Below are 14,401 nucleotides of genomic sequence, written 5' to 3' on the forward strand. Positions count from 1 at the left end.
CCGCCGTCAGAGCAGCGGGAGCGCGTCGAGGATGCCGCCGAGGAGCCCGCCGCCCGACGACTCCCCCGAGCCCGACGAGCCGCCCGGCACGGAGGCCGAGACGCCCGCGTCCGTGCCGCTCGAACCGGTGCCGCCCGAGCCTCCCGTGCCCGTGCCCGAACCGCCTGTGCCCGTTCCACCGGAGCTGCTGCCGCCGGCGCCGGTCGTCGACGAGCCGCCGCTCGATCCGGACGAGGTGACGCCGCCGGCTGTGCCGGTTCCGTCCGCGGCGCGGGCGCCGGTGGATCCGGTGCCCGCCAGCGTGGCGGAGGTGTCGCGGTCCGAGCCGCCCGCGGAGGCGCTCGCCTCGGCGTCCGTACCGGCCGCCTGCACTGTGGAATCCGCGGCGCCGGGAGCGCCCGCGCCCGTGGCGCTTCCGGCGCCGTTCGCGCCCGCGCCGCCGGGCGTGTCCGTTCCGGCCGACGCGCCCGCGGCACCGGACGTGCCGGACGGGGCCGTGGCCTGGGCACCGCTCTGGGTGCCGCCACCCTGCTCCGTCGAGCCCGGCGCGCCGCTGCCGGTGCGTCCCGACGCACCGGACGCTCCCACGCCCGCACCGTTCCCGCCCGCACCGGTGCCGGCGGCGCCGGCAGCGCCCTGGCCGCCCTGAGCGGTCGGCACCCCCGCCGCCGGACCAGCCGGCCTCGCCGGGGTTCCGGGCCCGGGCCTCGTCGGGCGCGCGGGGGCACCGGGTTTCGCGGTCCCGGCCGTCGACGCGGGCCCTCCCGGTTGGGCCGCGCCGGCGGGCTTTCCGGGGGCGCCCGGCATTCCCGGGCCCGCCGGCTGCACCGGCGCGGGCGGTGCAGCCGGGTCGCCGCCCGCCTGCGCGACCCCGGTCCCGAGCCAGACCGACCCCACTGCCACGGCGGCCGCCGCCGACGCCGTCACGCGGGTCACCGACGCGGAGGTCCGCGTGGTCCGACGGTGGCGTCCCTGATACCTGGGCATTGCACTCTCCTTCTCGCTGCGCGCACGACCATTCCCACGGGCGAGCGGCTACCACAGCGCAGCACCGATCACCGCGCATCGCCGATAGGGATCGCGACACGCGGATGAGAAGCCTTGAAGAGAAACAGAATTCAGAGGTGATTGCTATGACTACCGATTCGACCCATCTCTGAGCAAACACGACCGCCTCCGCCGATTCCAGGAAACACGGGTAACGAAAACAACACGATGTGAGCGCGACCACAATGCGCGCCAGACGCTTTTCAGAACTGTCTTGCCCACCGTGAACAGCGCGATGTTTCGCGGTGGTAATTTTCCCGATCACACCCGATAAGTCCGCTTTTCACAGGGGCGTCGGCGAGGGTGGCCGCCGATTGCCGGCGCGATCCCGACCCAATGCCCACGCCCTACGGTTTGCCATCGCCGCACCACCCTCCCCCTCTGCGACATCGCGCCATCCACTGTCTCCCCGTTCGGTTCTCGAGCCCGGCTCCGATTCCCGCGTCGGTATTCCCCTGCTCCCCGTGATGAACCGCACCGTCGCAGCGCGACGACGAAGGCGCATAATCGGACCATGTCATTCGGTGCTCGAAGCGTCTCGGAATTGGTCGGCCACTCGGTCGGCGATCCGCTCGCACCGTTCGCTCTCCGCCCCGAGAAGCACCACGTCGCCGCGCCCGGGGGCGATGCCGCGGTGAGCTACGCGATCCGCCTCGGCGTCGTCGTCGCGAGCGGAGACCCCGTCGGCGTCACCCCGGAGGCCCGCGCCGCGGCGGTCGCGGAGTTCCTGCGCCGCGCCGGGCGCCGGCCGGTCGCGGTCCTGGGCGCCGGCGAGGCGGCGCGCCCGCTGTGGGAGGCGCACGGCCTCCGCGCCGTTCCGATCGGCCGCGACGTGGTCATCGACACCGCGTCCTTCGATCTGGTCGGCCGCCGCTTCCGCAACCTCCGGCAGGCCGTGACCCGTACCCGCAACGCGGGCGTCACCGTGACGATCGTGCGCGAGGGGGACCTCGACGACCTCGAGCGGCAGTCGATCCGGCGGATGGAGACCCTCGCCGGGCACGATCCGGCGCGGGGCTTCTCGATGATCCTCGGCCGCATGCTCGACGGCTCGACGCCCGATGCCGTCTTCGCGCTCGCCCGGATCGCCGACGGCACCGTCTGCGCCGCGCACCGGTACCTCCCCGCCGGACCGGAGGATCTGTCCCTCGACCTGCCGCTCCGACTCCGGCAGGCGCCCAACGGGGTCGACGAGCGACTCACCCACGAGGCCGTCCGGTGGGCGCGGAACCACGGCTACAAGCGGGTCTCCCTCGCTTTCGCGCCGTTCCCGGACCTGTTCGCGGACACCCCCGCCCGGCATCCGTGGCTGCGGGCCGCGGCGCGTCGGGGAGCGCACGCCTTCGACCCACTGATCCACGTGGAGCGCCTGTACCGGTACCTGCGCAAGTACCACTCCTTCGACCAGGAGCGCGCGGTCATGCTGCGGCCGCACCAGGTGGCCCGGGTCGCCGCCGCGCTGATCCTGCTCGAGTACGGCCGCTACGGCAGCGGGCGCACCCTGTGAACGACGACGGCGGCCGCCCCCGATTCCGGGAGCGGCCGCCGTCGCTACAGACGATCAGCCCAGGCGCTGCTTGAGCGCGTCCAGCTCGTCCTTGAGGCCGGTGGGGAGCTTGTCGCCCACGAACTCGAACCACTCGTCGATCGACGGCAGCTCGCCCCGCCACTCGTCGATGTTCACGGCCAGCGCCTCGGCGACGTCCTCGACCGGGGTGTCCAGACCGGTGAGGTCCAGCTCCTCCGGGGTGGCGACGATGCCGACCGGGGTCTCCTTGCCGGTGGCGTTGCCCTCGATGCGGTCCACGATCCACTTGAGCACGCGGCTGTTCTCACCGAACCCGGGCCACAGGAAGCGCTTGTCCTCGCCGCGGCGGAACCAGTTCACGTAGAACACGGCGGGCAGCTTCGACTCGTCGGCCTGCTTGCCGATGTTGAGCCAGTGGTCGAAGTAGTCGCCCACGTTGTAGCCCAGGAAGGGCAGCATCGCCATCGGGTCGCGACGGACGGTGCCCACCTTGCCCTCGGCGGCGGCGGTCTGCTCGGAGCCGACGGTCGCGCCCATGAAGACGCCGTGCTTCCAGTCGCGCGCCTGCGTGACCAGCGGCACCGTCGTCTTGCGGCGGCCGCCGAAGAGGATCGCCGAGATCGGCACGCCCTGCGGGTCGTCCCACTCGGGGGCGATCGACGGGCACTGCGACATCGGGGTGGTGTAGCGCGAGTTCGGGTGCGCGGCGACGGTGACGACGCCGTCCTCGTTCTCGGCCGAGCTGGACTCCCAGTCGTCGCCGCGCCAGTCGGTGAGGTGCTGCGGCGCGGCCGACATGCCCTCCCACCAGACGTCGCCGTCGTCGGTCTTCGCGACGTTGGTGAAGATGGTGTTGCCGGCGTCGATGGTCTTCATCGCGTTCGGGTTCGAGTCCATCGACGTGCCGGGGGCGACGCCGAAGAAGCCGAACTCGGGGTTCACCGCGTAGAGGCGGCCGTCCTTGCCGAAGCGCATCCAGGCGATGTCGTCGCCGACGGTCTCGGCGCGCCAGCCCGGCAGCGTCGGCTGGATCATCGCGAGGTTGGTCTTACCGCAGGCCGACGGGAACGCCGCGGCGATGTAGTAGACCTTGTCCTCCGGCGAGATCAGCTTGAGGATCAGCATGTGCTCGGCGAGCCAGCCCTCGTCGTGCGCCATGGCCGAGGCGATGCGCAGCGCGTAGCACTTCTTGCCCAGCAGCGCGTTCCCGCCGTAACCCGACCCGTAGGACCAGATCTCGCGGGTCTCGGGGAAGTGGGTGATGTACTTGGTCTCGCTGCAGGGCCACGGCACGTCGGCCTCGCCCGGCGCGAGCGGCTTGCCCACGGAGTGGATGGCCTTGACGAAGAAGCCCTCGTCGCCCAGCTTGTCCAGCACCGCGGTGCCCATGCGGGTCATGATCTTCATCGAGACCACGACGTACGGGCTGTCGGTCAGCTCGACGCCCAGCTTCGGGTCGTCGGCGCCCAGCGGGCCCATGCAGAAGGGCACCACGTACATGGTGCGGCCCTGCATCGAGCCGCGGTAGAGGTCGGTCATCGTCGCGCGCATCTCGGCGGGACGGACCCAGTTGTTCGTCGGGCCCGCGCCCTCCTTGGTCTCCGAACAGATGTAGGTGCGCGACTCGACGCGCGCCACGTCCGCCGGATCCGACAGCGCGAGGAAGGAGTTGGGCTTCTTCGCGTCGTTGAGCTTGGTGAAGGTGCCCGCGGCGACCATCTCGGAGGTCAGACGATCCCATTCGGCGTCCGAACCGTCCGCCCACACCACGCGGTCGGGCTGCGTGAGCTCGGCGACCTCACGCACCCACTCGACGAGCTGTGCGTGCTTCGTGGGGACCGAATCCCCGTCGAGGCCGGGAATCGTGGCTGACGTCATAGGTGTCATCTCCAAAGTCGCATACGAACCTTTGAACCAGTGTCACACATCGGGCAAGGTCACAGAACCGAGGGTGACGTGCAACGTCTCACATCACACGTCGGCCCCTTTCCCGGCGGCGGGCAGGAAGCCGATGCGCACCAAGTAGTCGACGTAGACGTCGAGGCCGGCGTCCCCGACGGGCCCCCGGTCACCGTCGAGCCCGATCCGCCCGTCGGCGACGGCGGTGGGGATGAACGCCCCGCCGGTACCGGACGTATCGCGCTCGAGACCCGCACGGATGAGCAGGATGGCGCGCGCGAGCGACTCCGCCACCTCGGGCCGGTCCCGGAAGGCCGCCGTCTGACGCTCGAGGAACTCCACCCCGGGCACGGGCTCCACGGGGTAGCCGCCGCGGCGCAGCGCCCCGACGATCTCCCTCCAGCTGGGCCCGGATCCGCTGCCGACCTCCAGGGCCCGCAGCGGCTCGGTGCCGGTGCGCAGTTCCTCGACCATCGCCTGCGCCGCGCGGTCGACGGGCGTCATCTCGATCGTCTGGTCCAGCATCTCCGACGGTGCCGCCCCCACGGTCGCGATCGACCGGACGAGGTTCCAGAAGGCGTCCTCGGTGTTCGTCGCGCCGGAGACCAGGTCGCCGGTGAGCAGGCCCGGCCGCAGGATCGTCGACCGCACACCGCTCGCCGCGGCGAGCTCCACGATGCGCTCCGCCACCCACTTGGACTGCGTGTAACCGGAGTCGGGGATCTCCTCGAAGGAGCCCGCCGCCGAGATGGTGGAGACGAACTCGAAGACCGTCCCCGGCCGCCGCGACGCGAGCTCCAGCAGGAAGCGCGTGGAGTCGACGTTGGCCGTGCGCAGCCGCGCGTAGGGCTCGACGTGGTTGACCCGCGCCGCGCAGTGGATGATCGCGTCGACCTGCGCGATCACCCGGTCCCAGACGGCCTCGTCGACGCCCAGCGCGGGCGCGCTCAGGTCGCCGGGGAGGGCGGTGATCCGGGCCTCGTCACCCTCGGACCAGGAGCCGTAGCCCCGCATGGCGGTGCGGATGCGCTCGAGCCCCGCCGCTTCGTCGCGGGCGCGGACCAGCGCCCACACCCGGGTCGACGGGTCGGCGTCCAGGACCGCGCGCACGAGGTGCCCGCCCAGCAGGCCGGTGGCACCGGTGATGAGCACGTCGTGGCCGGTGGGCGTCACGTCGGGCGTGCGGGGCGCGAAGCGGATGTCGTCGACGGGGACCTCCACCGCGCGGCGCTCACCCACCTCCGACAGCGACGTGAGGATCGACGCCGGGGTGGCGCTGTCGAACAGCGCCGCGATCGGTACCCGCACGCCGAAGTCCTGATCGACCCGGTCGACCAGGCGCATCAGCGACAGCGAGTCGCCGCCCAGGTCGAAGAAGGAGTCGTCGAGGCCGACCCGGTCGGCGCCGAGGACCGCCTCGAACAGCGCGACCATGGCCCGCTCCTCGTCGCTCGCCGGCGCGCGGTATCCGGCCGCCGCGGCGAAGACGGGCTCCGGCAGCGCGGCGCGGTCGAGTTTGCCGCTCGGGGTGACCGGCAGCGCGTCGAGCACCACGACGAACGGGACCATCGCCGCGGGCAGCCGCCGGGCGACGGACTCGGCGATCGCCTCGGGCGCGAGGCCCGGGGCCACGACGTGGCCGACGAGCCGCGCGCCCGTGGCGCCCTCGTGCACCGACGCGACGGCGGCGCTCACGCCGGGGCACGCGGCGAGCGCCGCCTCGACCTCGCCGAGCTCGATCCGCACGCCGCGGATCTTCACCTGGTCGTCCGCGCGGCCGACGTACTCGAGCTCGCCGCCGGGCAGCCAGCGCACCAGATCGCCGGTCCGGTACATGCGCGCGCCGGCGGCGCCGTAGGGATCGGCGACGAACCGCGCCGCGGTCAGCCCCGGGCGTCCGGCGTAGCCGCGGGCCACGGCCGATCCCGTCACGTAGAGCTCGCCGATGACGCCGGGCCCGACGCGCCGCAGGGCGTCGTCGAGCACCCGGACCGCCATCCCGCGGACGGGCCGGCCGATGGGCACCGGCCCCGTCTCGCCGGGCCGGATCCGCGCCGTCGAGACGACGACGGTGGCTTCGGTGGGGCCGTAGGCGTTGAGCAGGCGACGGCCCTGCCCCCACTGGTCCACCAGCGGCCGCGGCACCGCCTCGGCACCGATGACCAGGGAGGTCAGGCCGCGCATCCGCCCGGCGGGCACCGAGGCCAGCACCGACGGGGTGAGCAGCGCGTTCGAGACGCGATGCTTCTCCACGAAGGCGGCCAGCTCGCGGCCGGTGCGCACCGTGGCCGAGACCACCAGCGTGCCGCCGGTGGTGAGGGCGCACAGCAGCTCCCAGACCGCGGCGTCGAAGCCCACGGAGGAGTTGTGCAGCATGCGCGTGCCGGGGCCGAGGTCCAGCTCGTCGACGAAGGAGCGCACGAGGTCGGCGAGGCCCGCGTGGGTCACCACGACGCCCTTCGGCACGCCCGTCGAACCGGACGTGAAGATGACGTAGGCGGCGTCCTGCGCGGTGAGCTCGGGCCGCTCGTCGTCGGAGAGGGCGCCGTCCGCGACGTCGCCCGGCCCGGCGTCGAGCAGCGCACCGTCGACCTCGAGGGCCGGGTGCACGTCGGCGAACATGGCCTCGACGCGTTCGCGCGGCGTCGTCGCATCGATGGGCAGGAAGGCGGCACCGGCCTTGGCGACGCCCAGCACCACGGCGACGAAGCCGACCGACCGCGGCGCGGTCACGGCCACCACGTCGCCCCGGCCGACGCCCGCGGCGAGGAAGTGCCGCGCCCACCGGTTCGAGAGCGCGTCGAGCTCGGCGTAGGTGAGCCGGGTGCCGTCGCCCGCGACGGCCAGGGACTTCGGGCGGGCCGCGGCGCGGCGCGCGAAGAGCTCCGGCAGGGTGCGGGCGGGCACGCCGCCGATGGCGCCGCCCCAGCGGCGCACGAGCAGCCGCTCGGCCTCGCCGGTGCCGTCGACGTCGGCGAGGCGGGCGTCGGGCCGCGTCACCGCGGCGGTCAGCACGCGCCGCCACCGGTCGATCAGCTCCTCCACGGCCGCCCGGTCCAGCGCGTCGGTGCGGAAGCCCGCGCGCACGTGCATCGTCTTCCCCGGCACCACGGCGACGTGCAGCGGGTAGTGCGTGGCGTCGTCGCCGCGCACGTCGACGACCTCGATGTCGGTGCCGGGGATCGTCGCGCCCGCGGTCGACGGGTAGTTCTCCACCACGAACAGCGAGTCGAAGAGCTCGTCGCGGCCCGTGACGCGGGTGATCCCGGTCAGGCCGAGGTGCTGGTGATCGAGCAGGCGCACGTACTGTTCCTGCACCCCGCGGGCGAGGTCGCGGACCGTCGCGCGCGGGTCGAGGGCGACCCGCACGGGCGCGGTGGTGATGAGCAGGCCCACCAGGTCCTCGACGCCGTCGAGCTGCGCGGGGCGGCCCGACTGCACGGACCCGAAGACCACGTCGCCCAGGCCCGTCGCGCCGCCCAGGGCGATCGCCCAGGTGGCCTGCAGGAGCGCGCCCGTCGTGGTGCCGAGCTTGCCCGCGAGCCGGGTCACGGCCGCGTTGAGGTTGTCGGGGATCGTCGCCCGGACCTCGTCGCGCCCCTCGCCCGACGGTCCGCCGTCGGCCCCGGCGGGCGTCCCGGGCCGGCGGCCCAGGGCGCGGGCGAGCAGCGTCGGCTCCGCGAGGCCCTCGAGCTCGGCGGCCCATGCGGCGCACGCCGCCTCGATGTCGCGGCCCTGCAGCCAGGTGAAGTAGTCGCGCAGGCTCGCCTGCGGGCGGCCCGCGGCGAGGGCGGCGGGGTCGACGCCCGCGTAGGCGGCCAGGAGGTCCCGGAAGATCACGGGCGCCGACCAGCCGTCCCACAGGATGTGGTGGTTGGTCACCACCAGCCGGAACTCCCGCTCCCCCATGCGCACCAGCAGGAACCGGACCCCCGGCTCGCGGTCGAGGCGGAAGCCGCGGCGCCGCTCGGCGGCGGCGATCGCGTCGAACCGGGCCTCGGGGTCGTCCGCGTCGCGCACGTCCTCGTGCCGGTGGGGCACGGGCCCCGGGGCGGCGATGACCTGGACGGGGGCGTCCAGCCCGTCGGCGACGAACCGCGCGCGCAGGGCCTCGCGGCGGGCCATGAGCTCGCCCACCGCCGCGGCGAAGCGGTCCGCGTCGACGGTGCCCTCGAAGTCGATGATCGTCTGCACCACGTAGGGATCGGCATCGTCGTCCGGCCCGTCGCCGAACTCCGCGTGGTAGCGGAAGCCCTGCTGCAGCACGGTCAGCGGCAGCACGTCCTGCAGGCCCGGGTAGCGGGCGTCGAGCCGCTCGACCTGCTCGGTCGTCAGCGCCACCAGCGGGAAATCCGACGGGGTGTGCCCGCCGCCGCTGCCGGCCGCGGCGACCACGTCGGTCAGCGCCGCGAACCACAGCTCGCCGAGCCGGCGCACCGCGTCCTCGTCGATCAGCGCGGGCGCCCACGTCCACGACGCCGCGAGCTCCGGCCCGTCGGCGCCGTCGCGGGCGACGGCGTTCACCTCGAGCGCGTGCATGAGCGCGAGGGCGTCCGGCGCCGGGGAGAGGTCGGGGAAGCGGCGGTCGGGCGCCCAGTCCTGATCGCCCGCGCCGGTGGTGCGGCCCAGGTAGTTGAAGCCGATCTCCGGCTGCGGCAGGCCGGCGAGGGCGGCGCTCCCGGCGCCGGTGCGATCCGGCCCGCTCCCGGCGCCGTAGCGCGCGAGGCCGTAGCCGATGCCGCCGCGCGGCACGGCCCGCAGCTGCTCCTTGACCCGCTTGAGCACCGCCGCGGGGTCGCCCGTCCCCGGCCGCAGCCGCAGCGGGTGGACGTTGGTGAACCAGCCGACGGTGCGCGTGAGGTCCAGCCCGGGGGCCAGGGACTCGTCGCGGCCGTGCGTCTCCACCTCGACGAGGACGGAGTCGTCGGCCCGGCCGCGCTCGGCGGCCCACCGGGCGACCGCGGTGGCGAAGGCCGCGAGCAGCACGTCCTGCACGCCGGCGTGGAAGGACTCCGGCACGGTTCCGAGCAGCGGCCCGGCGACCTCGGCCGACAGCGTCAGCTCGGCGTGGCCGGCGGCGGCGTGGGTGTCGCGGGCGGGGTCGAGCGCACCGTCGAGCAGCGTGGGCGCACCGTCGAGCACGGATCGCCAGTGCGCGAGCTCCTCGGGCCCGACCTCGGTCGCGAGGTCGGCGAGCACCGTCGACCAGCGGCGATAGGAGCTGCCGACGGGCGCCGTGACCACGGGCCGGCCGGTGGTCGCGGCGTGCCAGCCGGTCGCGAGGTCGGTGAGCAGGATGCGCCAGGAGACGCCGTCGACCACGAAGTGGTGCGCGGCCACCAGCAGCGCGCCCTCCCGTTCCGGGCCCAGGTCGAACCACACGATCCGCAGCGGCGACGGTGCGCCGGGCCGCAGCAGGCCGGTCACCCGGCGGTGCTCGGCGGCGATCGCGGCGCCGGCCTCGTCGAGCGAGAGACCGGTGGCGTCGACGCGGTCCACGACATCGGCGGCGGCGATCGCGCCGACGGGCCGCGCGGTGAGCGTCCAGCCCCCGTCGGGCGCGGTGCCGATCTCCGCGCGCAGGGCGTCGTGCCGGTCGAGGATCGCCTGGGTCAGCGCGTGCAGGGTCTCGGTGCCCACGCCCGACGGGGTGCGGACCAGCACCGACTGGTGGAAGCCGTCGGCCGTGCCGCCGTGCGCGGCGAACCAGGAGCGGACCGGGACCGGGGCGATCTCGCCGACGCCGTCGTCGGCGACGGCGTCCGCGGGATCGACCTCGCCCGCCACGGCCGCGAGGCCCGCGACGGTGCGGTGCGCGAAGACGTCGTGGGCGGTGAGCGTCAGGCCCGCTGCGCGGGCGCGGCCGACCAGCTGGATCGACGTGATCGAGTCGCCGCCGAGCTCGAAGAAGGAGTCGTCGACGCCCACCTTCTCCACGCCGAGCACCTCGGCGAAGACGCCGGCCAGGACCTCCTCGGCGGAGGTGCCGGGCGCCCGGTACCGGGCCTCGTCGCTCACGTCGGGCGCGGGCAGCGCCGCGCGGTCGACCTTGCCGTTCGCGGTGAGCGGCAGCGCGTCGAGTACGAGCACCCGCGCGGGCACCATGTGCGCCGGGAGCCGCCGGGCCGTGTACGCCCGGACGTCCGCCTCGGACGCCGTGCCCGTGACGTACCCGACGAGGCGCTTCCCGGCGCCCTCGCCCCGGACCACGACCGCCGCGGCGCCGACGCCGGGGCACGCGGCGAGCGCGGCCTCGACCTCGCCCGGCTCGATCCGGAAGCCGCGCAGCTTCACCTGGTCGTCGGCGCGGCCCACGTACTCCAGGGTGCCGTCGGGGAGCCAGCGCACCAGATCGCCGGTGCGGTAGACGCGCGCGCCGTCCGTGCCGAGCGGGTCGGCGACGAACCGCGACGCGGTGAGGCCGGGCCGCCCGGCGTAGCCGCGCGCGACGCCGGGCCCGCCGACGTACAGCTCGCCCACGACGCCCGGCGGCACGCGCCGCAGCCCGGCGTCGAGGACCAGCGCGCGGGCGCCGCCGATGGGACGGCCGATGGAGACCACGCCCTCCCCCGCGGTGAGCCGGCCGAGGGTCGCGGCGACGGTGAGCTCGGTGGGGCCGTAGGCGTTGATCAGCCGGCGGCCCGGCGCCCAGGTCTCGACCAGCGGCCGGGTGACGGCCTCGGCGCCGACGGTGAGCGAGGTCAGGCAAGCCATCCGGCCGGGCGTGACCGCGGCCAGCACCGACGGGGTGATGAGCGCGTGCGTGACGTCGTGGGCCTCGACGAAATCGGCGAGCTCGTCGCCCACGCGGGTCTCCGCCGAGATGCGCAGCGTCGCGCCGGTGGCGAGGGCGCTGAGCAGGTCCCAGAAGGAGATGTCGAAGCCGACGGAGAAGTTCGACAGCACGCGCGCGCCCGCGCCCGCGCCGGTTTCGGTGACGATGGCCGCGGCCAGGTCGACGGCGCCGGCGTGCGGCACCACGACGCCCTTCGGGGTGCCGGTGGTGCCGGAGGTGTAGATGACGTACGCCGCGTCGCCGGGCCGCAGCGGCCCACCGCGCTCGGCGTCGGTGAGCGGCGCACCGTCGAAGGACTGCAGGTCGGGGGCGGAGTCGGGGCCCACGACGAGGCGCGGCGCCGCGTCCTCGAGCACGAAGGCCCGGCGCTCGTCGGGGTAGGCGGGGTCGATCGGCAGGTAGGCGGCGCCGGCCCGCAGGACGGCCAGCTCCACCACGATCAGCCGGGCGGAGCGCGGCACCGTCACCGCGACCACGTCGCCCGGGCGGACACCCTCGCCGCGCAGGTACCGGGCCCAGCGGTTCGCCGCCCGGTCGAGCTCGGCGTAGGTCAGCGACTCGTCGTCGTCGGCGAGGGCGGGCGCATCGGGCGTCGCCTCGATCCACTTCTCGATGAGCGCGGGGACGGTCGCGGTGCGCCCCGGGCCCGACGGTGCGCCCCACGCCTCGAGCCGCTCGGGCTCGGCGTCGAGCAGCACGTCGAGCGCCCCGACGCGGATGCTCGGGTCGGCGGCGACCTGCTCGAGCAGGCGCCGCCAGCGCGCGACGATGTTCTCGACGGTCGCGCGGTCGAAGACGTCGGTGCGGTACTCGACGCCGCCCGTGAGGCCCTCGGCGGACTCGGTGACGCTGAGCAGCAGGTCGGCGCGGGAGGTGCCGGCGGGGGTCGGGACGACCTCGGCGCCGAGCACGTCGCGCAGGCCGCTGAAGCCCGGGTCCTCGTTCCAGCCGAGGATGACCTGGAAGACGGGGTGCCGGCCGGCGGAGCCGCGGGGCTGCATCGCGACGATCTCGCCGAAGGGCACGTCCTGATGCGCGTAGGCGTCGAGCACCGTCGTGCGGGTGCGCCGCAGGTACTGGCCGAACTCAGCCGACCAGTCGACGGTGGTGCGCAGCGGCAGCAGGTTGACGAACATGCCGACCACGTCGTCGCACGCCGCGGGGCGGCCGGACGCGGCGGTGCCGATCACCACGTCGTCGCCGGCGCCCAGCTTGGAGAGCAGGGCGGCGAGCGCGGCGTAGTGGAGCATGAACAGGCTCGCGCCGTGCCCGCGCGCGACTGTGCGGAGCCGCTCGGTGAGCTCGGCGGGCCACGCGAAATCGACGGTGTCGCCGCCGAACCCGTTCTCGTCGGGGTACGGGCGGTCGACGGGCAGCACGGTCTCGGCGGGCGCGCCGTCGAGCGTGCGGCGCCAGAAGTCGCGCTGCGCGACGATCGGCCCGTCGGGGTCCTGCAGGCGCGCGAGCTGCCAGGCCGCGAAGTCGGCGTACTGCACCGCGGGCGCACCGAGGTCGGGCGCGACGCCGGAGCGGCGCGCGGCGTAGGCGGCGACGAGGTCGCGCAGCAGCGGCCCGACGGACCCACCGTCGCCCGCGCTGTGGTGCAGGACGAGGACGAGGCGCTGGGGCTCGTCCGGGTCGGGGTCGGCGAGCAGCCAGCCGCGGAAGGGCGGCTCGGCGGCGAGGTCGAAGGCGTACGCGGCGCACTCGCGGGCGGCGTCGTCGCGGTCGTCGGCGGGAACGGTGCGCCGCTCCAGCAGGCGCTCGTCGTCGATCGGGACGGTGAGGTCCTGCACCACGTCGTCGTCGCGCAGCCGCAGCACGGTGCGCAGCGCGCGGTGCTTGACCACCAGGTCGCGGACCGCGAGGGCCATCGCGTCGGCGTCGATCGGCTCGTCGAAGTCGAGGACCAGCGGCATGTTGTAGACGGGCGAGGGCCCGCCGAGCTGGAAGTCGCGGAACAGGCCCGCCTGCGCCTGCGAGGCGGGCGCCTCCGCCACGTCGCCGAGCGCGGGGATGGACGGCCCGCCGGGGCGCGCCTCCTGCTCCGCGGCGGTCGCGGCGCCGTCCGGTTCGGGGGCCGGTTCGGGGGCCGGTTCGGGGCCGGACTCGGCGGCGGGCCGGTCGGCGGGTGCCGCGACGGGCGGCGCGGTGCGCAGGAGCGCGGCGATGCCGCGGGGCGTGGGGTTGTCGAAGACCTCGACCACGGGCACCTGCACGCCGCGGACCTCGGCGAGGCGGTCGGTGATGCGGACCGCGACCAGTGAGGTGCCGCCCAGGTCGAACAGTGAATCGTCGGGTCCCACGGCGGGCACGCCGAGGATCCCGCCGAGCAGCTCGGCGACGAGCGCGACGTCGTCCTCGCCGGTGGCCGGGCCGCCGGCCGCCCCGTCGGGCGCGGCGGCCCCATCGGGCGCGGCGGGCGCGGCGGCCTCGGGCAGGGCCTGCCGCAGCGGCCCCAGCGGGGCGTCGGGGTCGGCGACGAGCGCGGCGATCGCCCCGCTCCACTCGGCGGCGAGGCCGGCGACCTGCGCGGCGTCGAAGACACCGGCGCGGCCGCGGACGTCGAGGGTGAGCCCGTCGTCCGCGGCGAGCGCGACGAAGGCGAGATGCCGGACCGGACCGGCGCTGATCACCTCGGTGCCGCCGGCGACGCCGGCGAAGTCCTCGGGGATCGGCTGCAGGTAGTTCACCACGACGCCGGTCGAGCCGTGCTCGCCGTCGAGCGGGCGACCGCGCTGGTGCAGGAAGGCCTGGCGGAAGGCGGCGTCCACGGACCGCAGGCAGTCGCGGACGGTGCCCTCCGGCGGCAGCTCGACGCGCACGGCGATCGTGGTCCCGGCGGCACCGTCGGTGTCGAGGCCGGTCTCGTCGATGCGGCCCGGCACGGGCAGGTCCACGCGCACGCGATCCGCGCCCGTGCGCCTCGCGGTCACGAGCGCGGCGGCCACGACGGCGACGGTGGAGTTCCGCACGCCCACGGCGCGGGCCTCGGCGTCGAGGCTGCGGACCCGGTCCGCGAGGAACGGCAGGAGGGGCGCGCGGACCTGCCCGTTCGCCCTGCCCGACGGTGCGCCGCCCGGCAGCGCGACCGGGCCGGGGAGCCCGGCGGCGCGCCAGTACGCGGCGTC

General features: G+C 75.1%; 4 protein-coding genes. 1 reads left to right on the forward strand and 3 read right to left on the reverse strand.

Going from position 1 to position 14,401, the window contains the following annotated elements; all coding sequences use genetic code 11:
* Window positions 1–6 precede the first annotated feature (6 nt).
* On the reverse strand, window positions 7–987 hold the full coding sequence (locus FK530_RS19040) for a hypothetical protein (RefSeq protein WP_146488554.1): 981 nt from the start codon (window positions 985–987) through the stop codon (window positions 7–9).
* Between the two features lie 574 nt (window positions 988–1,561).
* On the opposite strand from FK530_RS19040, the gene FK530_RS19045 reads away from it, so the two are divergent.
* On the forward strand, window positions 1,562–2,554 hold the full coding sequence (locus tag FK530_RS19045) for a phosphatidylglycerol lysyltransferase domain-containing protein (RefSeq protein ID WP_146488555.1): 993 nt from the start codon (window positions 1,562–1,564) through the stop codon (window positions 2,552–2,554).
* A 54-nt stretch (window positions 2,555–2,608) separates the two neighbouring features.
* Here the strand turns inward: FK530_RS19045 and FK530_RS19050 are convergent, their stop codons facing one another.
* Both FK530_RS19050 and FK530_RS19055 read right to left on the reverse strand, forming a co-directional pair.
* The gene (locus tag FK530_RS19050) at window positions 2,609–4,453 is read right to left on the reverse strand and encodes a phosphoenolpyruvate carboxykinase (GTP) (protein ID WP_146488556.1); all 1,845 of its coding nucleotides are present in this window, start codon (window positions 4,451–4,453) and stop codon (window positions 2,609–2,611) included.
* Window positions 4,454–4,546: 93 nt separating this feature from the next.
* Complete coding sequence (locus FK530_RS19055; protein ID WP_205124223.1) at window positions 4,547–14,251, reverse strand: non-ribosomal peptide synthetase; 9,705 nt, start codon at window positions 14,249–14,251, stop codon at window positions 4,547–4,549.
* Between the last annotated feature and the right edge of the window lie 150 nt (window positions 14,252–14,401).

Source organism: Tsukamurella conjunctivitidis, from assembly GCF_007858475.1.
Taxonomy (GTDB): domain Bacteria; phylum Actinomycetota; class Actinomycetes; order Mycobacteriales; family Mycobacteriaceae; genus Tsukamurella; species Tsukamurella conjunctivitidis.

Bases quoted from the DNA above. Each gene is read 5' to 3' on its own strand.
- FK530_RS19040 (WP_146488554.1), bottom strand. From the start codon at position 987: ATGCCCAGGTATCAGGGACGCCACCGTCGGACCACGCGGACCTCCGCG.
- FK530_RS19045 (WP_146488555.1), top strand. From the start codon at position 1,562: ATGTCATTCGGTGCTCGAAGCGTCTCGGAATTGGTCGGCCACTCGGTC.
- FK530_RS19050 (WP_146488556.1), bottom strand. From the start codon at position 4,453: ATGACGTCAGCCACGATTCCCGGCCTCGACGGGGATTCGGTCCCCACG.